This window comes from Massilia sp. Bi118, from assembly GCF_918697865.1.
In the GTDB taxonomy this organism is placed as follows: Bacteria; Pseudomonadota; Gammaproteobacteria; order Burkholderiales; family Burkholderiaceae_D; genus Telluria.
This window is the reverse complement of sequence record NZ_CAKKMV010000002.1, coordinates 1-24,434: the sequence shown is the minus strand read 5'-3', so window position 1 is coordinate 24,434 and position 24,434 is coordinate 1. Positions and strand designations below refer to the sequence as shown.

Genomic DNA, 24,434 nt, shown 5'->3' with positions numbered 1-24,434 from the left:
GCGGTATGATCCGTTCGCTAAGCTTGCTTGACGGAATTTTTTATTTCCGCCACCTTATTCATCCGCTCCGCCGCGCGAACGACCGTCATGACTTCACTTACCAATACTCCGCCGATCCTGCTGTCCGCCACCCCGACCGTCATCGCAGGCGGCATGAGCATCGACCTCGTGTTCAACACCGCGATGGCGGCCGGCAGCGGCACGATTTACATCACCGACGGCGCGGTCCAGACCGTGATCGACCGCGCCACCGGCCAGCCCACCATGCGCGTGGTCGGCGCCACCGACACCCACACGATTTCCGCATCCAGCATCAGCGTCGACGGCACCCATGTGAAGCTGAACGTGAGCGGCCTGCTGCCCGATCACGCCTACAGCATCGTGATGGGCAACGGCGTGCTGGTGTCCAGCGCCCACGTGGCCTTCGGCGGCGTGCGCGCCACCTCGCAGATCCGGTTCACGACCGATCCGGCGCCTGACGGCGATGCCCCGACCCTGGTCTCGCACGAGATCGATGGCAGCCTGCTCAAGGCCGGCGGCAGCCTGCAGGTCACGCTGGTGTTCTCGGAACCGGTGAGCGGGCTGACGGCCGAGGCCCTGAACGCGCCGAACGCCGCCGTCAGCGCGCTGGCGCCGGTGGGCGACGGCCATGCGTGGGTGGCGACCCTGGTGCCGGCCGGCGCGGCCGAGCAGCCAGCCAACGTCCTCACCATCGACATGAGCAAGGTCCGCGACGCCGCCGGCAATGCCGGCAAGGGCGTCGGCAACGTGGCCAGCTATTCGGTCGACACCAAGGGCCCGGCGGCTAGCATCGCGCTGGACGGGACCGAACTGACGGGCGGCCATGACATCGTCGCCACCGTCAGCTTCTCGGAAGCGGTCAAGGGCCTGGACGCCGCGGCGCTGCAGGCCGGGCATGCATCCATCACGAACATCAGCGGCAGCGAAGACGGCAAGACCTGGAAGCTGACGCTGCACGGCAACGGCAGCGCCGCCGGCGAGGTGCTGAGCCTCGACCTCGGCAAGGTGGCCGACCTCGCCGGCAACCTGGGCAGCGGCACGGTCGCTTCAAACGCCTATACGGTCGACACCCAGGGCCCGTCCGGCGTCGCCATCGCCCTCGACGGCAGCCTGCTGAAGACCGGCGCTACGGTCGGCGTCACCTTCACTTTTTCGGAAGCGGTCCGGGAACTCCCGGCCAGCGCCATTACCGCGCCGCATGCTGTTGTCGAAGGCCTGACGAGCAGCGACGGCGGCCGCACCTGGGCCGGCACGCTGAAGGCGCTCGACCCGAACACTTCGAGCGGCAACACGCTCAGCGTCGATCTGACCAAGCTGCAGGACCTGAAGGGCAATGCCGGCAGCGGCAGCGTGCTCTCCAGCGCCACCTACGCGATCGATACGGTGGCGCCGATGGTCGCCGACATCCAGCTGAACGGCAGCGCGGTTTCAAGCAACGAAGGCGTCGAAGTCGTGATGCGCTTTTCCGAAAAGGTGAGCCTGGGCGCGGACGCCATCCAGGCGCCCAACGCGACCCTGCTCGGCCTGAGCACCAGTGACGGCGGCCTGACCTGGAAGACCATCCTGCGCCCCGGCGCCGGCCAGGTGGAAGTGAGCGGCAACAAGCTGACCATCGACATGAGCAAAGTGATCGACGCGGCCGGTAACGCCGGCAGCGGCTTCGCGAACGCCGCGCAGACCTATGACGTCGACACCGTGGGGCCGAGCGCGACCATCAGCCTGGACGGCAGCGAACTGCTGCACGGCGGCGGCATCGCCATGAAGATCGTGCTGTCGCAGAAAGTGACAGACATCGCCGCGATCCTGGACGTGCCGAGCGCCACCCTGCTCGACAGCGAGGGCCTGAGCACGCTGCATACGGAGGACGGCGGCCTCACCTGGACCGCGACCCTGTCGACCGCCCTGAGCCTGGTCGATGCCGTCAATGCGGTCACGCTCGACCTGCGCGGCATCCACGATGCGCATGGCAATGCGGGCAGCCTCGTCACCTCGGCCAACTACGTGGTCGACGGCACGGTGCAGGCCTATGTGGAACATGACATCGGCATCAACGACTGGCACTCGCCCGATCGCAACGACCATATCAGCAGCGAGGCTTCGCAGTGGTTTTCCGGCAGGCTGTCCGGCGAGCTGGCGGCCGGCCAGAAGCTGATGCTGTCGATCGACGGCGGCGCGGAATTCGAAGCATCCATGGACGGCTCGTCCTGGTACGACGGCCAGGACAGCATGCATTTCGAGGACGGCGCGCACACGATCAGCGCGCGCGTGGTCGACGGCACCCACCAAAGCGCCAGCTTCACCCAGAGCTTCACGATCGATACCGCCGCACCGGCGATGCTGAGTTCACCCGCCGGCGCCTCGGGGGGCGCAGGCGACGACCTGGTCTTCACCTTCGACGAAGCGATGTACCTGGTCCCGAGCGAGGGCGCGCACTTCTATTTCACCGATGCCGAAGGCCATACGGGCGGCGTCTACCTCGACGACAGCAATTTTTCGGCGGACCGCCGCACCCTGACGGTCTCCGCCTCGGACCACCATTTCGAGCCGGGCAAGGATTACACGATCGAGTTGTCGAGCGATGTCACCGACCTGGCCGGCAATGCGATCCGCAATCTGCAGCCCATGCATTTCCGGACCTCCGGCGTCGATACCCTGGCGCCGACCGCCATGTCGGCCGCCTCGCTGACCTCGTCCGGCATCTACGGCATCGGCAAGGAAATCCAGATCGCCGTCGAATTCAGCGAAGCGGTGCAGAAGGCCGGCAGCGGCACGCCGACCCTGCGCCTGACGAATAACGGCCTGGCGACCTGGGACCATGCCAGCGCGGATGGCCGCACCGTCTACTTCAAATACATCGTCGGCGCCAACGGCGAGGACGATACCCACGGCAGCGACTCGCTGGCCCTGGTCGACAGCGAGGACCTGGCCGGCCACGTCAGCGACCTGGCGGGCAACCTGCTGGATGCGGCCCACATCAGTTTCTCGGGCCTCGACATCCCTTATGTCGACGGCTACGGCCACCACGATTCGGGCGGCAGGATCCAGATCGACGCGCATGCCGGTCCTGCGCCGAGCGCTCCGGCACTGGCGGCCGACAGCGATACCGGCGCCACCGGCGACAACCTGACCAGTCTGCACACGCCTGGCCTGAGCGGCAACGGCGCGGCCAGCTTTGCCAGGGTCAAGCTGTTCGACGAGAACGGCACCCTGCTGGCCCAGACCACGGCGAAGGCCGACAATACCTGGACGTTTGCGGCGGGCGATTGGCTGGACGGGAAGTCGCTGGCGGACGGCACGCACCAACTGACCGTCAAACAGGTCGACGGCGCCAACAACGAAAGCCCCGCCTCCGCCGCGCTGACGTTGAAGGTGGATTCGACCATCGCGCCGGCCACGGTGACGCTCGGCGAGGACAGCGACAGCGGCAGCTCGCACAGCGACCTGCTGACCAACGAAACCCAGCCGGTGTTCAGCGGTACCGGCGAAGTCGGCGCCCTGATCCGGGTCTGGGACGGCAGCACCATCGTCGGCGAAACCCGCATCGACAATGGCGGCATTTATGAAGTGCGCTCCCTGCATTCGCTGGCGCAAGGCGAACATACCCTGACCGTCGAGCAGACCGACCTGGCCGGCAATTTCAGCGACCGCGCCACCTCGACGCCGGTGAACTTCCGCATCGATTTCACGCCGCCCGAGGCGCCCTCGAAGCCGGTGCTGGACGCGGCCAGCGACACCGGCGTTTCGGACAGCGACGGCATCACCAGGGACAACACCCCGACCATCAAGGGCAGCGCCGCCGAAGCCGGCGGCACCATCCAGATCTACGAAGACGATATGCTGCTCGGCAGCGCCGAAGTGAAAGCGGACAAGAGCTGGTCGTTCACGGTCGGCACCCAGGACGGCTATCCGGCCGCGCTGGCGGACGGCACCCATGACCTGACGGCCCGGCACGTGGATGCGGCCGGCAACCGCAGCGAGTACTCGGCGGCGCTGCATCTCACCATCGACACCGCCGCGCCGACGGTGGCCCTGCAGGACAGCGGCGTGGATTCCGGCACCCACAAGGGCTGGATCAGCCTCGAGTTCAACGAGCAGATCGTGTTCGGCGCCGGCGGCCAGATCGACGTCATCGACACCATCACCCATCTCAAGCACTCGGAGCACGTGTGGAATGCGATGACAAACTGGCGGATCGTGAACGGCGAGATGGGCACGCGGAACACGCTGGAACTGAACCTCGGCACGCTGAACCAGATCTACAAGCTGCACGTCAATGTCGACGCGAGCACCATCGAAGACCTGGCGGGCAATATCGTTATCGTCGGCAGCAACCAGGACTTCACGCTCGGGCCGATCCCGAGCTGATCATCCGGGCCAGTCCAGCGCCCGCCCGCTGGCGAAGCTGCGTGCTTCGCCGGTGAGCGGATCATCGAAGGCGATCGAACGCGCCAGCAGCTGCAGCGGCTTCGAAAAATCGTCGCCCTTGCAGGGCAGCGCGACCGGATAGAAGGCGTCGTTCAGGATAGGCACGCCCAGCGAGGCCATGTGCAGGCGCAGCTGGTGCTTGCGGCCCGTGTGCGGATGCAGGCGGTAGCGCGCCAGCGGGCCGCGGCGCTCGATCAGCTCCACCAGGGTCTCCGAATTCGGCTCGCCCGCCTCCTCCTTCATCACGAAGAACTTCTCGCCGTCGACCATGCGGCTGCGGTAGGTGAAGGGAAAGTCCCTGTTCTCCAGCACCGGCGCCAGCGCTTCGTAGGTCTTGCGGATCGCGCGCTTCTGGAACATCGACTGGTAGGTGCCGCGCGTTTCCAGGTTGTGCGAGAAGATCACCACGCCGGCCGTCTCGCGGTCGAGGCGGTGGATCGGCGTCAGGTGCGGCAGCGCGAGCCGGCGCTTGAGGCGCACCAGCAGGGTCTCGCGCAGGAAGCGCCCGGTCGGGATCATCGGCAGGAAGTGCGGCTTGTCGACCACCAGCAGGTGCTGGTCCTGATGAATGATCGTTTCCTCGAAGGGGATCGGGGTCTCTTCCTCCAGCTCGCGGTAATACCAGATGCGCATGCCCTGGCGCACGTGGCTGTCCGCGTGCAAACGCTCGCCCTTCGCATCGACCACGTCGCCGCGCGCCAGGCGATCGAACCAGGACGGGCCGCCGACCTCGGCAAAGCGCTCCTCGAGGAAGGCCAGCATGCCGCCGGCCCGGGTCTCGGTGATCCACAAATAGCTGGGGGCGACGCCCTCGCGCACCGGCAGCGGGACGAAGGCGTTGGCTTCGGCCTGGTGGCCCTTTCTAACGAACCGCGCCATTGGAACCGGTCTGCGTGCTTCGGTATGCCGGCAGCCGGTCCACCGAGGTGTTCCTGCTGCGCGCGTACAGCGGCAGCAGCACGTTCATGTGGCTCTGGATCTGCTCGATGCGGTGCGCGCCGCCCGGGTGGGTCGACAGCAGTTCGATCGGCGCGCCGCGCTGGTTCAGGGCCGCCATCTTGTTCCACAGGGCGATGCCGGCGCGCGGGTCGTAGCCGGCGCGCGCGGCGATGTCGAGGCCGACCAGGTCGGCTTCGCGCTCTTCGTCGCGCGAGAATTTCAGCACGTACAGCTGGCCGGCCGTGTTGGCCAGGCCGCGCAGGTCGTAGCCGGTGTAGGCCGAGATCGCAGCGCCGATCACCGACGAGGCCACGCCCGTGGTGGTCGCCTTGGCCTGGCGGTCGCGCCCGTGCTCGCGCAGGGCGTGCGCGATTTCGTGGCCCATCACGGCCGCGATCTCGTCGTCGGTGAGCCTGAGCTTGTCGATAATGCCGGTAAAGAAGGCGATGCGGCCGCCCGGCATGCAGAAGGCGTTCACCTGGTCCGATTGCAGCAGGTTGACCTGCCATTTCCACTGCTGCGCATCCTGGTTCCAGCGCGCGGTGTGCGGGATGATGCGCTGGGCGATGGCGCGCAGGCGCTTGACCTGCGGGTCGCCGGCCGGCACCAGCACGCCCTTCTGCTGGGCCTGGCCCAGCAGCGCCGTGTATTGCTGGCCGGCTTCCTTGTCCATCTTGCCTTCCGGCGCCAGCAGGTCGCGCAGGAAGCCGCCTTTCAGCGGCTTTACCGCGATCCCGTCCTGTACTACCTGGCCCTTCTGGCCACGGTCCTGGGCCGGCGCCGCGTGTACGATGCCGCACAAGGCCAGTACGGCCAATGCTTGCCTGAGTTTGTTCATGGTCGTCTCCGCTGCGGTTCAGCAGTCAAATGCCCGTCAATACGCCGCATCATACACAAGCACACAGGAGCGCACCGTTAGGTAACGACCAGATCCTTCTTGCGCAGCCTGAACACCGCCAGGCTGCCGCGCAGGTTCGGCAGGAAGGACACCACCTGGCCCTCGGCCAGGGCCACGTACTCCAGCACTTCCAGCCCGCATTTCTCGGCCAGGTCCTTGAAGTCGTGGATCGTGGCGTAGCGCACGTTGGGCGTGTCGAACCATTGATAAGGCAGCGTGCGCGAGACCGGCATGCGGCCCTTCAGCAGCGCCATCCGGTGCGGCCAGTAGGCAAAGTTCGGGAAGGACACGATGGCTTCCTTGCCGACCCGGACGATGTCGCGCAGGCGCGCCTCGACGTGCTGCATCATCTGCAGCGAAGAGAGGCACAGTACCATGTCGAAGGCGTCGTCGCCGAACAGGTCCAGGCCCTGCTCCATGTCGTGCTGGATCACGTTGATGCCGCGGCGGGTAGACTCCAGGACCTTGTCGTCGGCGATCTCGACGCCGTAGCCGGTGCAGCGCTTGCCGCGTTCCAGGTAGCGCAGCATGGCGCCGTCGCCGCAGCCGACGTCCAGCACGTGCGCGCCTTCCTTCACCCAATGCGTGATGAAGGCCAGGTCGGGGCGCAGGTTGTTCAGGTCTTCGTACTTCATGCGGCACCCCCGGCAGTCGATTCTTCCCAGATGCGGTCGTAGTAGGCGCGCACGATGTCCATGTAGCGCTTGTCCTCGAGCAGGAAGGCATCGTGGCCGTGCGGCGCATCGATCTCGGCGTAGCTCACCTTGCGGCGGTTCTCCAGCAGCGCCTCGACGATCTCGCGGCTGCGCTCGGGCGAGAAGCGCCAGTCGGTGGTGAAGGACGCGATCAGGTAATGCGCTTTGGTATTCGCCAGCGCCTTGGCCAGGTTGCCACCGTGTTCGCGCGCCGGGTCGAAATAGTCGAGCGCCTTGGTGATCAGCAGGTAGGTGTTGGCGTCGAAGTATTCCGAGAACTTGTCGCCCTGGTAGCGCAGGTAGGACTCGATCTCGAAGTCGACGCCGAAGTCGAACTTGTAGTCGTTGGTCTCGGCGGCGTTGCGCAGCTTGCGGCCGAATTTTTCCGCCATGTCGTCGTTCGACAGGTAGGTGATGTGGCCGACCATGCGCGCCACCTTCAGGCCGTTCTTCGGCACCACGCCGTGCTCGTAGAAGTCGCCGCCGCGGTAGTCGGGGTCGGTCAGGATGGCCTGGCGCGCGACGTCGTTGAAGGCGATGTTCTGGGCCGACAGCTTGGGGGTCGAGGCGATCACGATGCAGTGGCGCAGGTGCTCGGGGAACATGATGCTCCAGGCCAGCGCCTGCATGCCGCCCAGCGAGCCGCCCATCACGGCGGCGAACTGTTCGATGCCGAGGCGCTCGGCCAGCCGGGCCTGGGCCGCCACCCAGTCTTCCACCGTCACCACCGGGAACGCCGCCCCATAGGGTTTGCCGGTGGCCGGATTGATGTGCATCGGGCCGGTCGAGCCGAAGCAGGAGCCGAGGTTGTTGACGCCGATGACGAAGAAACGGTCGGTGTCGACCGGCTTGCCGGGACCGACCATGTTGTCCCACCAGCCGGCGCTCTTGGCTTCGCCCTCGTAGTGGCCGGCCACGTGGTGCGAGGCGTTCAGCGCGTGGCAGATCAGCACCGCGTTGGACTTGTCGGCGTTCAGCGTGCCATAGGTTTCGTACATCAGCGTGTAATCGCTGATGGACGCGCCGCTTTGCAGGCGCAGCGGTTCGGCGAAGTGCATCGCCTCGGGTGAGACTATTCCAATCGATCCCATGAGCTTCTTGTTTTTACAGGGTTTGCAGCTGTTCGACCGCCTCGGCGATCGCGCTCGGTTCCATCGCGCGCAGGATGCGGCGGGTGCGCGGGCCCAGCACCGCGAGGTCGCTGGCGAGGATCTCCTGCTTCACCGCCAGCAGCTGGGCCGGGTGCATCGAGAATTCGCGCAGGCCCATGCCGAGCAGCAGGCGGGTCAGCTTGATGTCGCCGGCCATCTCGCCGCACACGGCCACGTCGATGCCCGCCTTGCGGCCGGCCTCGATCGTCATCGCGATCAGGTGCAGCACCGCCGGGTGCAGCGGATTGTACAGGTGCGCCACTTCGTAGTCGACGCGGTCGATGGCCAGGGTGTACTGAATCAGGTCGTTGGTGCCGATCGACAGGAAATCCAGGCGCTTGACGAACATCGGCAGCGCCAGCGCGGCGGCCGGGATCTCGATCATGGCGCCGACCTCGATCGCTTCGTCGAACTTGACGTTCTGCTCGCGCAGCTGGGCCTTGGCCTGGGCGATCATGCTGAGCGACTGGTCGATCTCGAAGGCATGCGCCAGCATCGGGATCAGGATCCGCACCTTGCCGAAGGCGGAGGCACGGAGGATCGCGCGCAGCTGGGTCAGGAACAGCTGCGGCTCGGCCAGGCAGTAGCGGATCGCGCGCAGGCCCAGGGCGGGGTTCAGCGCCGTGTGCTCGGTCGGATCGAGCGGCTTGTCGGCGCCGACGTCCAGGGTGCGGATGGTGACCGGGCGGCCCTTCATCGCCAGCACCGCCTTGCGGTACTGCTCGAACTGCTCGTCCTCGCCCGGCACCCGCAGCGCCGCATTGCCTATCCCGCTGCGGCCCATGAACAGGAACTCGGAGCGGAACAGGCCGACGCCCACCGCGCCCGCTTCCAGCGCCGGTCCGCAGTCGTCCGGCAGCTCGATATTCGCCAGCAGCGTGACCGGGGTGCCGTCCTTCGTGATGGCCGGCGTCTTCTTCAGCTTCAGCAGGCGCTTGCGCGCCTTCATCAAGGCCGTCTGGCGCGCGCGGTACTGCTCCATCACCAGCGCGCTCGGGTTGCAGATCACCACGCCGGCATCGCCGTCGACGATCACCCAGTCGTCCTGCTCGATCAGGCGCGAGGCCTGGCTCATGCCCACCGCCGCCGGGATATCCAGGCTGCGCGCGACGATGGCCGTGTGCGAGTTCTGGCCGCCGACGTCGGTCACGAAGCCGACGAAGGAACGGTCGCGGAAGGCCAGCATGTCGGCCGGCGAGATGTCGTGGGCGACCACGATCATCTGCGGCTGGAATTCGTCCTCGCCGGCGGCGCGGCCGGGCGGCGCGGCCAGCGCGGTGCCCATCAGGACCTTCAGCACGCGCTCGGCCACCTGCTGGATGTCCTGCTTGCGCTCGCGGAGGTATTCGTCTTCGATCTCGTCGAACTGCGCCGACAACTCGTCGATCTGGGTCACCAGCGCCCACTCGGCGTTGTAGTGGCGGCTGCGGATGATGTCGAGCGGCGCTTCCGAGATCATCGGGTCCGACAAGATCAGCACGTGGACGTCGATGAAGGCGCCCAGCTCCGTCGGCGCATCCTTGGGCAGCTCGGTCCACAGCTCCTGCAAGGTACGGTGGACTTCGGTGATCGCTTCCTGCAGGCGCTTGACCTCGGCCTCGACCTGCTCTTCCGGCACCAGATAATGCTTGACGTCGAGCGCGGCCGGCGTGAGCAGGTGCGCGCGGCCGATCGAGATCCCGCGCGAGACCGGAATGCCATGCAGTGTGAACGATGCCATCGATATTCCTGGATGGAAGCGGCCGCCCCTTGAATCCGGCATTATTCGCCTTCGCCGAACTTGTCGTTGATGAGGGCCGTCAGGCCGGCCATGCAGGCCTCCTCGTCCGGGCCGTCCGCTTCCAGCGTCACCTTGGCGCCCTTGCCGGCGGCCAGCATCATCACGCCCATGATGGACTTGGCATTGATGCGGCGCCCGTTGCGGGTGAGCCAGACGTCGCTCTGGAATTTCGCGGCCAGCTGGGTGAATTTGGCGGAGGCGCGGGCGTGAAGGCCCAGCTTGTTGATGATCTCGAGTTCCTGCTGAATCATGTTGTCGTTGTCGTCTCGTTGTTCGATCAGTGAATTCTTCAGGTACCTACGCGGATCCGGTTATCCACCCGCACGGCGCCGTTCTGCGCGCCCGCCAGCGCCATCTCGACCACCACGTCGAGCGTGTCGCGGCGGTAGGTGATGGCGCGCAGCAGCATCGGCAGGCTGATGCCGGCGATGATTTCCACGCGGCCCGCTTCGGCCAGCGCGTTGCAGCAATTGGACGGCGTACCGCCCTTGATGTCGGTGATGACCAGCACGCCGTCGCCTTCGTCCAGGCGCTGGATGGCTTCGTGGGCGAGGCAATTGACCTCGTTCGTGTCCTGGTCCGCGGTGACGTCGATCGCCTCGAAGCGCTCGGTGGGGCCGCGGAATACGTGCGCGACCGCCGCGATGAATGCCTGGCCCAGCGGTGCGTGGGTCATCAGCAGAATGCCTACCATGTCATTTCCTGTCAGCTGCTTTCTCGACGGCGTCGATGAACATCGCGGGCACGTCGAAACCGGTCTGGTCGGTGATCTCCTGGAAGCAGGTGGGGCTGGTGACATTCACCTCGGTCAGGAAATCGCCGATCACATCCAATCCTACCAGCAACAGGCCTCGCTCGGCCAGTTTGGGGCCGATGGCTTCCGCGATCTCGCGTTCGCGATCGGAAATCGGCTGCGCCACGCCGACGCCGCCGGCGGCCAGGTTGCCGCGCACTTCCCCGCCCTGCGGGATGCGCGCCAGCACGAAGGGCACCGGCTTGCCATCGATGACCAGCACCCGCTTGTCGCCCTTGACGATGGCCGGGATGTATTTCTGGGCCATGATGGTGCGGGCGCCGTTGTCGGTCAGGGTCTCGATGATGGAACCGAGGTTGAGGCCGTCGTCCTTGATGCGGAAGATGCCGGCGCCGCCCATGCCGTCGAGCGGCTTGAGGATCACGTCGCCGTGCTCGGCGTGGAAGGCGCGCAGGCGCGTGCTAGACGACGTCACCAGGGTCGGCGAGGTGAACTCGCTGAACTGGCCGATCGCCAGCTTCTCGTTGTGGTCGCGGATCGCCGAGGGCTTGTTGAACACGCGCGCGCCCTGGCGCTCGGCCAGTTCCAGCAGATAGGTGCCGTAGACGTATTCCATGTCGAAGGGCGGATCCTTGCGCTGGATGACGGCGTCGAACTCGGACAGGCGCAGGGTCTGGGCTTCGCCCGCGGCATACCAGTCGTCGGGGTCGCCGGTGAGGGTGATCTCGACCACGTCGGCGGTCACCACGCCCTGCTCCAGCACCATGTGGCGCTGCTCGAAGGCGTAGATCTGGTGGCCGCGGCGCGCCGCCTCCCGCATCATCGCGAAGGTCGAGTCCTTGTAAATCTTGAATCCGGACAGCGGGTCTGCGAGAAAAGCGATTTTCATGTTGGTTCCAGTCGGGACAATGCATCGATTTTAGCCGGAAACGCGGATTCTCGCGGAAAGCCGGCCAGGAGCGCAGTCTGTGCCGGCATGGCCTATTCCGGTTGGCAAAAATGCATTTATTCGGGCCGCATTTGCGGGCTCTCAAGCGCCCGAACGGCCGGGTTGAGGATCATGGCCTGCGAGGAGGAACGCGATGAGCGACCAGGTCGAGCAGGAACGCATCAAGCAGGTCTATCGCCAGTGGCACGGCGGCGCTGCACTGGCGCGCTATGCCTGGCACCGGCCGGAAGTCGTGAGCCAGCAGGCGGCGCGCTCGCGCGTCCTGTCGCGGCTGCTGGCGCGCACCGTCGGCCCGGACTTGTCGAGCACGCGGGTGCTCGACGTCGGCTGCGGCAACGGTCGGTTCCTGCGCCAGCTGATCGACTGGGGCGCCACGCCCGGCCACCTGGCCGGCACCGAGCTGCAGCAGGACCGCCTCGAGCATGCCCGCCTGCACACGGCGCCCGGGGTGCGCTGGCACCTGGGCCAGCTGGACGCCTTCCCCGACAACAGCGTCGACCTGGTCAGCGCGCATACCGTGTTCTCGTCGATCCTGGACGAAGACACCCGCCGTGCGCTGGCCGCCGAGATGTGGCGGGTGCTGCGGCCCGGCGGCTGGACCATGATCTTCGACTTCCGCTACAGCAATCCGCGCAACAAGAACGTCCGCAAGGTGACGGACGTCGAGCTGCTGCGCTTCTGGCCGGCCGAGCAGCGCCATTACCGCACCCTGATGCTGGCGCCGCCGCTGAGCCGGGCGATGTCGCGCCTGCCCTGGCTGCTGCCGGAACTGCTGTCCGCCTGCGTGCCGCTCTTACGCTCCCACTTCATCTACATGGCGCGCAAGGAGCCGCCAGAACTCCGAAAACGGATCAATAAATCTCCGGATCCGGATCCGTCCGCTCCATCTCCAGCGACGCCGCCAGCAGCGCCAGGCGCGCCACCACACCATACACATAGAAGCGGTTAGGCGCCGCCGTGCCCGGCTTGGCCTTCAGGTCAGGCACCGCGTGCTGCTGCGAGAAGGCCAGCGGCACGAATTGCGAGCCCGGCGCATTCAGGTTCTGGTCGACGCCGCGTTCCGCATGCACGCGGTAGAAGCCGCCGACCACGTAGCGGTCGATCATGTACACGACCGGCTCGGCCACCGCATCGTTGATCGATTCGAAGGTCGGCACGCCTTCCTGGATCAGCACGTCGGTGACGGTGACGCCGTCCTTGATGACCGACATCTTGTTGCGCTGCTTGCGGTTCAGGTCCTTGATCTCGGACGCGTCCTTGATCGTCATGATGCCCATGCCGTAGGTGCCGGCGTCCGGCTTCACGATGACGAAGGGCTTCTGGTCCTTCATCCCGTATTCCTTGTACTTCTTCTTGATCTTCGACAGCAGGGCCGAGACGCTGTCGGCCAGCGCTTCCATGCCGATGTCTTCCTGGAAGTTCACCTCGCCGACCTTGCTGTGCAGCGGATTCACCATCCAGGGGTCGATGTCGATCAGCTTGCCGAACTTCTTCGCCACTTCGTCGAAGGCCTTGAAGTGGTTGCTCTTGCGGCGGATCGCCCAGCCCGCATGCACGGGCGGCAGCAGCGACTGCTCGTGGATGTTCTCGAGGATGCTCGGGATGCCGGCCGACAAATCGTTATTCAACAGGATCGTGCAGGGGTCGAAATCGGCCAGGCCGACGCGGCGGCCGTTGGGCGAGCGCACCAGGGGCTCGACCACTAGCATGTTCCCGTCCGGCAGGGCCAGCGGGGTGGGCTGGGTCACCTCCGGCGACAGCGAACCCAGGCGCACATGCAGGCCGGTCTGGCGGAAGATCTGCATCAGGCGCTGCACGTTCTGCAGGTAGAAGGGATTGCGGGTATGGCTTTCCGGGATCAGCAGCAGGTTGCGCGCGTCCGGACAGTACTTGTCGATGGCCGCCATGGCCGCCTGCACCGTCAGCGGCAGCATCTCGGTGGAGAGGTTGTTGAAGCCGCCCGGGAACAGGTTGGTGTCCACCGGCGCCAGCTTGTAGCCCGCATTGCGCAGGTCCACCGAGCAATAGAACGGCGGCGTATGCTCCTGCCACTCGAGGCGGAACCAGCGCTCGATGGCGGGGGTGGCTTCGAGGATCTTCTTTTCCAGGTCCAGCAGGGGACCGTTGAGGGCTGTGGCAAGGTGGGGAACCATGGTGACGTCCTTGGGGCTTCTTAGCGATGTGGGAAATGCAACATGGGGGCTCACGCCCCCTTTTTAAAGACCGATTATCCCATCGGAAATACGTATTTCAATAAAAAAAGCGCCCCGCAGGGCGCTTTTGGCGACACAGGGCCTGATCAGGAATGATAAGCCGATTCGCCGTGGCTGGTAATGTCCAGGCCCTCGCGTTCCTGGTCTTCCGGCACGCGCAGGCCGATCACGATGTCGACCAGCTTGTAGGCGATGACGGCGACCACGGCCGACCAGATGATGGTGGTGCCGACTGCTTCGGCCTGGATCAGCACCTGGCTGGCGATCGAGTACGGATCGGCCGACATCTTGTTGGTTGTGTAGTCGAAGATGCCCTGCCCGCCCAGCTGCGGCGCGGCGAACACGCCGGTCAGCAGCGCGCCCAGGATGCCGCCCACGCCGTGCACGCCGAACACGTCCAGCGAGTCGTCGGCGCCGATCATGCGCTTCAGGCCGTTCACGCCCCACAGGCAGACCACGCCGGCCACCAGGCCGATGATCAGCGCGCCCATCGGACCGACGAAGCCGCAGGCCGGGGTGATGGCGACCAGGCCGGCCACCGCACCCGAGGCGCCGCCCAGCATCGAGGGCTTGCCCTTGGTGATCCACTCGCCGAACACCCAGGACACGGTGGCCGCGGCGGTTGCCAGCAGGGTATTGATGAAGGCCAGCGCGGCGATGTCGCCCGCTTCCAGCGCCGAACCGGCGTTGAAGCCGAACCAGCCCACCCACAGCAGCGAAGCGCCGATCATGGTCATGGTCAGCGAGTGCGGGGCCATGTGCTCGCGGCCGTAGCCGACGCGCTTGCCGATCATGATCGCGCCGACCAGGCCGGCGACGGCGGCGTTGATGTGCACCACGGTGCCGCCGGCGGTATCCAGCGCGCCCTTCTGCCACAGCCAGCCGCCTTTCGCGGTCTCGGCCGCCAGCGAAGCAGCGGTGATGGCGTCCGGACCGGTCCAGAACCAGACCATGTGGGCGACCGGCAGGTAGCCGAAGGTGAACCACAGCACCACGAAGGCCAGCACGGCGGCAAAGCGGACGCGCTCGGCGAAGGCGCCGACGATCAGGCCGCAGGTGATGGCGGCGAAGGTGCCCTGGAAGGCGACGAAGATGAACTCGGGGATCACCACGCCCTTGCTGAAGGTGGCGGCGGTGGCGAAGCTGGCCTTGGCCGGATCCCAGATGCCGTTCAGGAAGGCGCGGCTGGTGCCGCCGATGAAGGCATTGTTCTCGGTGAAGGCCAGCGAGTAGCCGTAGATGCACCACAGCACGATGATGACGGCGAAGATCATGAAGACCTGCAGCAGCACCGACAGCATGTTCTTGGAACGCACCAGGCCGCCGTAGAACAGGGCCAGGCCGGGGATCGTCATCATGATCACCAGCAGGGTAGCGACGAACATCCAGGCGGTGTCGCCTTTCTGCGGCGTGGGTACGGCGGCGTCCTGGGCCAGGGCCGGCAAGGCGGCGGCAAGCAGCAGGGCGAAGGAAAAGCCTGCGACCAGTTTTACGAGTGTGCGTATCATCGGGTTCCCCTTACAGCGCATCGTTGCCGGTCTCGCCGGTACGGATACGGATTACCTGCTCCAGACTGGAGACGAAAATTTTGCCGTCACCGATCTTGCCGGTGCGTGCCGCGCTCTGGATCGTGTCGATCACCTGGTCGACAATGGCGTCGTCGACCGCCGCCTCGATCTTGGTCTTCGGCAGGAAGTCGACCACGTATTCGGCCCCGCGATACAGCTCGGTATGGCCTTTCTGGCGCCCGAAACCCTTCACTTCGGTCACCGTGATACCTTGGACATTCAGCTCGGACAGGGCCTCGCGGACCTCGTCGAGCTTGAAGGGTTTGATGATGGCGGTGATCATTTTCATGCGTTTGCCTCTTCAGAAAGTTTTTGAAACGGACAGCAGGGCCGCGGACTTCCCGAGGTTTTCTCCGGACGGGCTCAGATAGCCGCTGGTATTCGCCTTGATATAGGACAGCGCAACCGAGCACACGCCCAAGTCCCTGGTTACGCCGATTTTGTAGTCGGTATAGGAAACAGCACTGTTGTGGCGGACTTCCTGGCGGCCCGCGTGCAGGTTCAGCACGAAGCCGCCGCCGACCTCGACGTTGGCGCCGATGTCGAGGTAGCCGCTGCCCTTGCTATCGGCGGTGCCGAACAGGTTGGTCAGCGAGTGCGAGTACTTGATGTAGGCCGGGCCGTAGCCCAGCTGGCCGTACAGTTCGAAGGTGTTGGCGTTCGGGTGCAGGCCGTTATCCGGGTAGAAGTAGTACAGACCGCCGACGTCGTAGGTGACATCCGCGCTCAGGTTGCCGCGCTTGCCGGCGTAGATATCCCATTCCAGGTTGCCGCTGCCGCCCAGGTCCTTGGTCCACTTGATGGTGGACAGCCAGGTGCCCACGTACACACCGGTCGGGTTGTGAACGTAGTCGGCGCCGCCCTGCAGGGCCGGGTCGAGCCGGCTCTGCGACAGGCCGCGGTAACGGTAATCGCTGGTCAGCGCCGCGTTGAAGCTCACTTCATTGTCCGGCTTCTGCTCCGGTTCCTGTGCGCCGGCCAGCCCGGTGGACAGGCTCCACACGCCTGCCGTCACGATCACGATCTGCTGCCACTTGCTGCTTCGACGCTTCATACGACACTCCTATCAATGAACTTGGACCTGATGGGTTTACAATCCGAACTTCGTGTCCCTGTTTTTGTATGTTGTATGCTTGCTTTAGCAGGATGCGTGCCACCCCGGACTGGAGCGGCAAGGCTTGTATTTCCCGGGCCTCGTCCCCATTCTTGATTTCAAAAAATGCAAACGACGCCGCAGGCGCGTGCGCCATGCGGGTGCACGCACTAAATCAGCGATGCACGCACAAAAAAAGTGCGCGCATCGTGGTGCGGCCACTATGGATAGAGATGGATATGAATAATTTCTTCAACGACCTGCAGGGCAGGATCAACCAGGCGATCGAGAATTCGCCGGCCAAGGACATCGAACGCAATGTGAAGGCCATGATGACCCAGGGCTTCTCGAAGCTGGACCTGGTGACGCGCGAAGAATTCGACATCCAGGCCCAGGTGCTGGCCAAGACCCGCGCCAAGCTCGAGGCGCTCGAAGTGCGTGTGGCGGAACTGGAAGCGAAGCTGGTAGCGGAGCAGAAGGTTTAACGCAGGGCTAGCCGCAACACGAGGCGCCATGCACCGAACAGCGCGGCGCCGCCCAGGCTGACGGCGCAGACGATCGCCAGCACCATCCCCAGCGGATTCGTGAAGCCGATGCTGTCGGCCACGAAGATCAGCACGCAGGCCAGCGCCAGCTGCGCCATCCACACGTAACGCAGCGGCCGCAAGGCCGCGGCATCCCCTCCCCGTCTGAACCGGAGCGCCACATAGAGCACCGGCCCGCACAGCAGGCAGAACAGCAGCGCCAGGACGGCGACGGTCAGGATCAGTTTCGGCATCCCGGCACTATACACATTTGGCCGCTCTCAACAATCGCAGGCGGTTCAACACGCACCATCTGCAAGTCTTCATCCCGACAGGATCGCCATGAGTCTTGCAGTACTGCGCAGCCGGGCCTTGGCCGGCATGGACGCGCCCTCCGTCAGCGTCGAAGTGCACCTGGCCAATGGTTTACCCGGCATGGCCATCGTCGGCCTCGCAGATGCCGAGGTGCGCGAATCCAAGGACCGGGTCCGGGCCGCGCTGCAGAATTCGGGCTTTGAACTGCCGAACCGGCGCATCACGATCAACCTGGCGCCGGCCGATCTGCCGAAAGAGTCCGGCAGGTTCGATTTGCCGATCGCGCTCGGCATCCTGGCCGCTTCGGAGCAGATTCCGTCCGAGGGACTGGACCGCTACGAGTTCGCCGGCGAGCTGTCCCTGTCGGGCGAGCTGCGCCCGATCCGCGGCGCGCTCGCGATGACCTTCGCCATGCACCGCAGCGCGGACGGCGCCAGACGCGCCTTCGTGCTGCCTGCCGCAAATGCCGACGAAGCGGCGCTGGTGAGCGAGGCCGCCATCTATCCGGCGCATACACTGCTGGAGGTATGCGCCCACTTCGCGGCGCAGCCCGCGAAGGGAGCCAATGAGGCGCGGCTGGCGCGGCACCGCGCGCCCGACGCATTGGCGCCGCCCCGCTATCCCGACTTTGCGGACGTCAAAGGCCAGCAGCACGTCAAACGCGCGCTCGAGATCGCCGCTGCCGGGCTGCATTCGGTGCTGATGGTCGGTCCGCCCGGCGCCGGCAAGAGCATGCTGGCTTCGCGCTTTCCGGGCCTGCTGCCGCCCCTGAGCGATGAAGAGGCACTGGAATCGGCGGCGATCCAGTCGCTGGCCGGGCGCTTTTCCATCGATCGCTGGCGGTGCCGGCCCTTCCGCAGTCCGCACCACACCAGCTCGGGCATGGCCCTGGTCGGCGGCGGCGGCGTGCCGCGCCCAGGCGAAATCTCGCTGGCCCATCACGGCGTGCTGTTCCTCGATGAACTCCCGGAATTCAGCCGCCACGTGCTGGAAGTGCTGCGCGAACCGCTGGAGTCCGGCCACATCACGATCTCGCGTGCGGCGCGCCAGGCCGACTTTCCTGCCAGCTTTCAATTGATCGCGGCGATGAATCCCTGCCCCTGCGGCTGGCTGGGCCATCCATCCGGCAAGTGCCGCTGCAACCATGATGCCGTGCTGCGCTACCAGGACAAGATTTCCGGTCCCCTGCTCGACCGCATCGACCTGCAGGTGCCGGTATCGGCGATGCCGCCGGAATCGATGGCGGCCCAGGCCGACGGCGAGGCCAGCAGCGCCATCGCCGCGCGTGTCGAACGGGCCCATACGATCCAACTGGCGCGCCAGGGCAAGGTCAACCAGCGCCTGGCGACGCGCGAGATCGACCGCCACTGCGAACTCGACGATGCTGCCGAGCAGTTGCTGCGCAACGCGATGCGGCATCTGCACTGGTCGGCGCGGGCCTATCACCGGGTTTTAAAAGTGGCGCGGACGATTGCCGACCTGGCGGAAGCGCGGCGGGTGCAGGCGGACCATGTGGCCGAGGCGATCCAGTACCGGCGCGGTCTGGTCGATTAAGTATTTGCAACATTTTTGCTGGCAGGCGGCGCGGGGCGCTGATACCATCGCCCCATGAAAATCCGTCTCCTGTCGCCGGTCCTTTCCCTCCTGCTTGCCAGCGCCCTGCTGGCCGCCTGCAGCCCGAAATACAACTGGCGCGACTACGCCAGCCCGGATGCGCCCTACAAGGTCACCTTCCCGGCCAAGCCGGCCAGCTTCACCCGCAGCATCGACCTCGACGGCCTGCAGGTCAGCATGACGATGACGGCGGCGGAAGTCGATGGCGCGACCTTCGCGGTCGGCTCGGCCGAGGCGCCGGACGAGGCCCGTGCCCGCGCCGCGCTGCCGGCCATGATGCAGGCGCTGCTGCGCAATATCGGCGCCGGCGGCACGCAGGGCAAGTTCCAAACCGATCCGAACGGCAAGGCGACCGGCGATGTCGATGCCACCGGCAGCAGCAATGGCGTGCCGGTGCGCCTGGTCGGCCATTTCGAGGCGCGCGGCAAGCGCTTCTACCAGGTGATCGTGCTCGGCAAGGCGAATGCGGTGCCGCCCGAGCAGGTCGAGCAGTTCCTCACTTCCTTCAGCCTCTGAGGCTTCGCCATGATCAACGACACCCCAGCACTGCAGCTGCGCTCCCTGCGCAAGGCCTTCGGCCGCCCGGCCGTCGACGGCATCGACCTGAGCATACGGCGCGGCGAACTCTACGCCCTGCTCGGCCCGAACGGCGCCGGCAAGACCACCACCCTGCGCATGGTCACCGGCCTGCTGGCGCCGGACTCCGGCCAGGTCGAGGTGCTCGGCATCGACCTCGCCGCGAATCCCGCCGCCGCCAAGCAGAAGATGGCCTACCTGCCGGACGACCCGATGTTGTACGGCAAGCTGAAACCCACGGAATACCTGGAATTCGTCGCCGGCCTGTGGGGCATCGCGCCCGAGGAAGCCGAGCCGCGCGCACGCCGCCTGCTCGACTGGCTCGACCTCGCCAAGCATGCGCACGAGCTGACCGAAGGCTTTTCGCGCGGGATGAAGCAGAAGCTGGCGCTGGCCGGCGCCCTGATCCACGAGCCCGAGCTGCTGATCCTGGACGAGCCGCTGACCGGTCTCGACGCCGCTGCCGCGCGCCAGGTGAAGGATTTATTGGTCTCCCACGTCGCCAAGGGCGGCACGGTCATCCTCACTACCCACATCCTCGAAGTGGCCGAACGCCTTGCCCAGCGCATCGGCATCATCCGCCAGGGCCGCCTGATTGCGGAAGGCACGCTGGCCGAGCTGCGCGAGCGCACCCTTGGCGGCAGCCTGGAAGACGTGTTCCTGCAGCTGACGGAGCAGGCATGAGGGCGCCGCCGGGCTCGAGCCGCTGGCTGCTGGGCCATGAATTGCGGATGGCCTGGTACGGCGCGGCCGTCAATGCAGGCGGACGGCGGCGCATGGGATGGGCCAGCATCGCGGTGTGGGCGCTTGCCTGGACCCTGCTGCACGTGGGCGCCTTCTTCCTGCTGCGCAATTTGCCGTCCGGCCCCATGGATCCGCGCTTTGCCATCATCGCGACCCTGGCGCTGGTGGCGATCGCCTTCCTGATGCTGTCGAGCTCGCTCAAGGCCAGCGTGCTGGCGCTGTTCGAGCGCGGGGACCTCGACCTGCTGCTGTCCTCGCCGCTGCCCTCGCGCAGCATTTTCACGGTGCGCCTGCTGGGGGTGGTGCTGGCCTGCGCCGCCCTCTACCTATTCCTGTTCGGGCCGCTCGTGCACGTGGGCGTGGCGCTGGGGCAGTTCCGCTGGGTCGGCGTGTATGTGGCGATCGCCACCACGGCCACGCTGATGGCTTGCTTGGGCATGCTGCTCACGCTGGCGCTGGTGCGCGTGCTGGGTGCGCGCCGCACGCGGGTGCTGGCCCAGGTCTTGAGTGCGGTCGCGGGCGCTTTGCTGTTCCTCTTGTCGCAGTCGTTTTCGTTTTTCTCGCAGACGGCGCAGTCGGGCGCCGCCGAGCGTACCGCGCACCAGCTCCTGCGTTCTCCCCTGTTCGCCCCGGACAGCCCGCTCTGGTTTCCCGGCCGCGCGGTGCTCGGCGACCCGCTGGCGACCCTGGGCATGGCCGTGCTGGGCATCGCCGCGTTCGCGCTGACCGCCGGCCGCACCCACCGCTTCTTCGTGCACGGCGTGCAGCAGGCGGCCAGCAACTCGCGCGCGCTCGTCAAGCCGGCCGGCGACATGCGCCTGCGCTTCCGGCGCAGCCTGTTCGACACCGTCGTCGTCAAGGAATGGCGCCTGATCGCGCGCGATCCGCACTTGATTTCCCAAGTGCTGCTACAGCTGGTCTACCTGTTGCCGCTGCTGTTCCTGATCCTGCGGCACAACGATGCGCCGGGCCCGGCCATCGGCACCGGCCTTGCCCTGCTCTCCAGCTCGCTGACCGGCGGGCTGGCCTGGATCGTCGTCGCGGCCGAGGATGCGCCGGACCTGCTGCAATCCTCGCCGGCAGCTGGACGGACGATTGCGCTGGCCAAGCTGGCCGCCTGCGTGATGCCGCCCCTGCTGCTGGTTGCCCTGCCCCTGCTGTGGCTGATCGTGCGTGCGCCGCTGGCCGGCATCCTGATCGGCTTCGCGGTGGTGGCAAGCGTGCTGAGCGCCGCGCTGGTCGTCAAATGGCAGGCGCGGCCGGGCAAGCGCAGCGATTTCAAATCGCGCGGCAAGGAAAACTTCCTGTGCTCGATGTTCGAACTCGTGAACACGCTTTGCTGGGGCGGACTGGGCTGGCTGCTGGTGACGCTCACGACCGATGCAGGCAGTGCGGCCGGCTCGACCGCACTGATGGCGGCCGGGGCGATGGCGGCCGCCCTGTTGACGCTGCTGCTGGCCTGGATGATGCGGCGGCGGCCGGATTAAGCGCGCTCTAAGCGTTCTCCTAGCGTAAAGTGGGTCTGCGCACCGACGTTTCGCGGCCAGTCGTGTTATCGTTTGGTTACTAAATGATTGAACGAGACAGCTATGTTAATCACCTTTAAATCGAAAGCCTATCCCAATGTCCTGATGTACCAGGAGCACGCCCAGCGCATCCTGGATCTGCTGGACAAGGACCCGGAGCGCGGCGTCATCACGGCCGCGGAAGCACCGAAAGCGGTGCAACTGCTTGAGCATGAGATCGACGAGAGCCGCAGGCACCAGGCCACGGACGAGGTCGAACAGGACGTCAAGGCCCATGCAGGCGACGTCGAGGATACCGACCATGAGCCGGCCGAAGCCGTGACTTTCTCGACCCGCGCCTACCCGCTGCTGGAAATGCTGCGCGCCGCGCGCGACCAGGGCAGCGACATCCTCTGGGGCGTCTGAGCCCGACAGGCTAGCGCGCGCCGGCGGACACGGCTTGCGCCGTCGCCGGCGCCAGCGCAACCCGGCGCTTGCCCTTGCGCTTGGCCTCGTACATGCCCTGGTCGGCCCGCGCCAGCAGGCGGGCCGGATCCGGCGCCTGGTCCGGCATGTGCAGGGCTACCCCGATGCTTGCGCCCACCTGCACACTGCCACTGCGCAGGATATAGGGACGGGAAAGCTGGCCCAGCAAATCCTCCGCCTTGGCGACCGCATCCGACTCGTCGCCCAGCAGCTCCAGGATCACCACGAACTCATCCCCGGCCAGGCGTGCCGCCATGTCGGTCTCGCGAATGCCGTTCAGGATGCGGCCGCTGAACTGGCGCAGCAGCTCGTCGCCGTCCTCATGCCCATGCGTATCGTTGACCAGCTTGAAGCCATCCATGTCGAGGAACAGCACCGCGCAGGGACGGTCCGCCCGGTTCGCGCGGGCCATGGCCTCCGGCAGGGCCGCCATCAGTGCACGGCGGTTCGGCAGGCCGGTCAGCATGTCGCGCATCAGCAGGCTCTGCAGCTCGGCGGTGCGCGCCGCCACGGTGTCTTCCAGATGGGCGTTCATCTCTTCCAGCTCGGTGCGGTAGCGGCGTTCGCTGCGGATCAGGCCGCGCAGGGCTTCGGACAGGACCTCGGCTTCGTGGAAGCCGCCGGCCTGGGGAATCGCCTCCGGCGTCGCCTGTTCCGGGGACCTGATGATGCCTTCCATGGCGCCGCTGAGGGATTTCAAGGGCGCCGCGATACGGCGCGCCAGCAGCGCCGCCAGGCCGGCCAGGATGCCCGCTAAAAGCAGACTGAACCACAGAGCGCGGCGTTCGAAGCGGTGTGCCGACGCCATCGCCGCCGCTTCCGTCTGGCGCACCAGCACGGCCCAGTGCAGGGCCGCGCGCTCACGGCTGCGCCCGCTCAGGCTGTAGCCGGTCACATAAGTATTCCCATCCGGCCAGCGTTCGGTAATGGCGCCGGTCTTGCCCTGCTGGGCTAGCGTGATGCTGAGCGTGGAAATGCGCTTCTCGAGCATATCGTCGGGACCGAGCAGGACCACGCCATCGCTGCGCACGACGATGATCTCGGCGCCAATGTCCCGTTGCGCCGGCGTCAGCAAATCGCGCGCGAGGCTGCGCGCCCAGGACCAACTGAGGTGAATGGCGAGCACGCCGCGCACGGCGCCGTCCGCATCTCTTACCGGTCCGGCAATGTCGACGAAGCGCCAGGGATCCGGCGTGCGCGGCAGCAGATTGCCGAGCAGAAGGGCCGGATGGTAATCGTGGGCCGTCACGCCCTGCTCGCCCGTATGGAACCATGGCCGCGTGCTGACGTCGCGACTTTCCAGCATGCCGCCGGTTGCGGCCACGACTTTACCATCGGTGTCGGCAATGCCGATCCAGGCGTAATCGCTGAAATGGTGTTGCAGGTTCTCGAGAATCTGGCGCGCGGAGGCAGGGTCAGTCGGCCGGCGCAGTTGCGGCAGGGCCGACAGCAGGTAGACGTCGCGTACGGCCTGGTCCAGGGTGCGGTCGAGCGAGTCGCGCATCTGCCAGGACAGTTGCTGCAGGCGCAGCCTTGCCTGTTCCGACGCATGTTCGATCGCATAGTGGTCGACCAGCAGTAGTTGCAGCACAACCGTGATGGCGACGGTCAGGCAGGAGAAGGACACCATCAATGCCGCCAGGCGCAAGTGTCTTGCCCGCTTGGGTTGCCGAATGGTGTCGCTGGCAGTCATATCGAACGTGAATTGGCAAAAGCGAAATGTTAGCGTACATACCGCTGTCTACTCCAGCAAAACATTGCTTATCGTTAGCGCGTGTGGCGCTTTTGCCTATACAAGTTGGGTAGGTGCGTTTCGGCGCCGGAAAAGCAAAAAGCCCGCTCAGTGTTGACTGAGCGGGCTCTGCATAATAATTAGCCTGACGATAACCTACTTTCACACTGGTTGCAGCACTATCATCGGCGCAAAGTCGTTTCACGGTCCTGTTCGGGATGGGAAGGGGTGGTACCGACTTGCTATGGTCATCAGGCATAAACTGTACGGGTATCGCTTCGCTCATGCGTTGCGCTACCCTGAATCCGGAAGAAGTTAGTTTTACTTGTAATCTGTTGTGTCAACAAACAGCTGTCATTGACCTGGCTTTGACTGCCAAGGTTATAGGGACAAGCCGTACGGGCAATTAGTACTGGTTAGCTTAATGCATTACTGCACTTCCACACCCAGCC

Annotated in this window: 22 protein-coding genes and 1 rRNA gene; 8 read left to right on the top strand and 15 right to left on the bottom strand. The window is 65.9% G+C overall.

Annotated features, from left to right (window positions below):
• Positions 1-87: 87 nt before the first annotated feature.
• A complete protein-coding gene (locus LQV39_RS02705) occupies positions 88-4,386 on the top strand; it encodes an Ig-like domain-containing protein (protein ID WP_230020204.1) in 4,299 nt (1,432 codons plus the stop codon).
• On the opposite strand, the gene LQV39_RS02700 is transcribed toward LQV39_RS02705, so the two are convergent.
• From LQV39_RS02700 to gshB, 8 genes are all read right to left on the bottom strand, one after another.
• Positions 4,387-5,325 (bottom strand): RluA family pseudouridine synthase, encoded by a 939-nt coding sequence (locus LQV39_RS02700; protein WP_230020203.1) that lies wholly within the window; start codon positions 5,323-5,325, stop codon positions 4,387-4,389.
• On the bottom strand, positions 5,309-6,223 hold the full coding sequence (locus tag LQV39_RS02695) for a M48 family metallopeptidase (RefSeq protein ID WP_230020199.1): 915 nt from the start codon (positions 6,221-6,223) through the stop codon (positions 5,309-5,311). The genes LQV39_RS02700 and LQV39_RS02695 overlap by 17 nt, the downstream gene beginning before the upstream one ends.
• A 77-nt stretch (positions 6,224-6,300) precedes the next feature.
• Positions 6,301-6,918 carry a methionine biosynthesis protein MetW gene (gene metW / locus LQV39_RS02690; RefSeq protein WP_230020197.1) on the bottom strand — a complete coding sequence of 206 codons (618 nt, stop codon included), beginning with the start codon at positions 6,916-6,918 and terminating at the stop codon, positions 6,301-6,303.
• Positions 6,915-8,069: a homoserine O-acetyltransferase gene (locus LQV39_RS02685; RefSeq protein WP_290368545.1), complete on the bottom strand. Its 1,155-nt coding sequence runs from the start codon at positions 8,067-8,069 to the stop codon at positions 6,915-6,917. Before LQV39_RS02685 ends, metW begins: the two co-directional genes overlap by 4 nt.
• Before the next feature lie 13 nt (positions 8,070-8,082).
• Complete coding sequence (gene ptsP, locus LQV39_RS02680; protein WP_230020195.1) at positions 8,083-9,849, bottom strand: phosphoenolpyruvate--protein phosphotransferase; 1,767 nt, start codon at positions 9,847-9,849, stop codon at positions 8,083-8,085.
• A 41-nt stretch (positions 9,850-9,890) separates the two neighbouring features.
• Positions 9,891-10,160 carry an HPr family phosphocarrier protein gene (locus tag LQV39_RS02675; protein ID WP_230020193.1) on the bottom strand — a complete coding sequence of 90 codons (270 nt, stop codon included), beginning with the start codon at positions 10,158-10,160 and terminating at the stop codon, positions 9,891-9,893.
• 38 nt (positions 10,161-10,198) lie between these two features.
• Positions 10,199-10,603, bottom strand: a complete 405-nt coding sequence (locus LQV39_RS02670) for a PTS sugar transporter subunit IIA (RefSeq protein ID WP_230020191.1) — start codon at positions 10,601-10,603, stop codon at positions 10,199-10,201.
• 1 nt (position 10,604) lies between these two features.
• Positions 10,605-11,552, bottom strand: coding sequence for a glutathione synthase (gene gshB / locus LQV39_RS02665; protein WP_230020189.1), 948 nt, complete (start codon positions 11,550-11,552; stop codon positions 10,605-10,607).
• 193 nt (positions 11,553-11,745) lie between these two features.
• On the opposite strand from gshB, the gene LQV39_RS02660 reads away from it, so the two are divergent.
• Positions 11,746-12,561, top strand: coding sequence for a class I SAM-dependent methyltransferase (locus LQV39_RS02660; RefSeq protein WP_230020183.1), 816 nt, complete (start codon positions 11,746-11,748; stop codon positions 12,559-12,561).
• Here the strand turns inward: LQV39_RS02660 and gshA are convergent.
• From gshA to LQV39_RS02640, 4 genes are all read right to left on the bottom strand, one after another.
• On the bottom strand, positions 12,464-13,765 hold the full coding sequence (gene gshA, locus LQV39_RS02655) for a glutamate--cysteine ligase (protein ID WP_230020180.1): 1,302 nt from the start codon (positions 13,763-13,765) through the stop codon (positions 12,464-12,466). The two genes, LQV39_RS02660 and gshA, sit on opposite strands and share 98 nt — an antisense overlap.
• A 146-nt stretch (positions 13,766-13,911) precedes the next feature.
• Positions 13,912-15,333: an ammonium transporter gene (locus LQV39_RS02650; protein WP_290368544.1), complete on the bottom strand. Its 1,422-nt coding sequence runs from the start codon at positions 15,331-15,333 to the stop codon at positions 13,912-13,914.
• A 10-nt stretch (positions 15,334-15,343) separates the two neighbouring features.
• Positions 15,344-15,682, bottom strand: coding sequence for a P-II family nitrogen regulator (locus LQV39_RS02645; RefSeq protein ID WP_230020178.1), 339 nt, complete (start codon positions 15,680-15,682; stop codon positions 15,344-15,346).
• A 12-nt stretch (positions 15,683-15,694) separates the two neighbouring features.
• Positions 15,695-16,447 (bottom strand): TorF family putative porin, encoded by a 753-nt coding sequence (locus LQV39_RS02640; protein ID WP_230020176.1) that lies wholly within the window; start codon positions 16,445-16,447, stop codon positions 15,695-15,697.
• Positions 16,448-16,719: 272 nt separating this feature from the next.
• Between LQV39_RS02640 and LQV39_RS02635 the strand changes: the two genes are divergently transcribed.
• Positions 16,720-16,971, top strand: a complete 252-nt coding sequence (locus tag LQV39_RS02635; protein WP_230020171.1) for an accessory factor UbiK family protein — start codon at positions 16,720-16,722, stop codon at positions 16,969-16,971.
• Here the strand turns inward: LQV39_RS02635 and LQV39_RS02630 are convergent.
• The gene (locus LQV39_RS02630) at positions 16,968-17,264 is read right to left on the bottom strand and encodes a hypothetical protein (RefSeq protein ID WP_230020169.1); all 297 of its coding nucleotides are present in this window, start codon (positions 17,262-17,264) and stop codon (positions 16,968-16,970) included. The genes LQV39_RS02635 and LQV39_RS02630 overlap by 4 nt on opposite strands.
• An 88-nt stretch (positions 17,265-17,352) precedes the next feature.
• Between LQV39_RS02630 and LQV39_RS02625 the strand changes: the two genes are divergently transcribed.
• The 5 genes from LQV39_RS02625 to LQV39_RS02605 all read left to right on the top strand — a co-directional run bounded on the left by LQV39_RS02625 (position 17,353) and on the right by LQV39_RS02605 (position 22,190).
• The gene (locus tag LQV39_RS02625; protein WP_230020168.1) at positions 17,353-18,879 is read left to right on the top strand and encodes a YifB family Mg chelatase-like AAA ATPase; all 1,527 of its coding nucleotides are present in this window, start codon (positions 17,353-17,355) and stop codon (positions 18,877-18,879) included.
• 54 nt (positions 18,880-18,933) lie between these two features.
• The gene (locus LQV39_RS02620) at positions 18,934-19,455 is read left to right on the top strand and encodes a hypothetical protein (RefSeq protein WP_230020167.1); all 522 of its coding nucleotides are present in this window, start codon (positions 18,934-18,936) and stop codon (positions 19,453-19,455) included.
• A gap of 9 nt (positions 19,456-19,464) precedes the next feature.
• Positions 19,465-20,199 (top strand): ABC transporter ATP-binding protein, encoded by a 735-nt coding sequence (locus LQV39_RS02615; RefSeq protein ID WP_230020165.1) that lies wholly within the window; start codon positions 19,465-19,467, stop codon positions 20,197-20,199.
• Entirely contained in the window at positions 20,196-21,746 is a 1,551-nt protein-coding gene (locus LQV39_RS02610; protein ID WP_230020160.1) for a hypothetical protein, read from the top strand. The genes LQV39_RS02615 and LQV39_RS02610 overlap by 4 nt, the downstream gene beginning before the upstream one ends.
• Positions 21,747-21,848: 102 nt before the next feature.
• The gene (locus tag LQV39_RS02605) at positions 21,849-22,190 is read left to right on the top strand and encodes a DUF1840 domain-containing protein (RefSeq protein ID WP_230020154.1); all 342 of its coding nucleotides are present in this window, start codon (positions 21,849-21,851) and stop codon (positions 22,188-22,190) included.
• A 10-nt stretch (positions 22,191-22,200) separates the two neighbouring features.
• On the opposite strand, the gene LQV39_RS02600 is transcribed toward LQV39_RS02605, so the two are convergent.
• Positions 22,201-23,880, bottom strand: a complete 1,680-nt coding sequence (locus LQV39_RS02600) for a sensor domain-containing diguanylate cyclase (protein ID WP_230020151.1) — start codon at positions 23,878-23,880, stop codon at positions 22,201-22,203.
• Positions 23,881-24,125: 245 nt separating this feature from the next.
• A 5S ribosomal RNA gene (rrf, locus tag LQV39_RS02595) occupies positions 24,126-24,238 on the bottom strand.
• Positions 24,239-24,434: the final 196 nt, after the last annotated feature.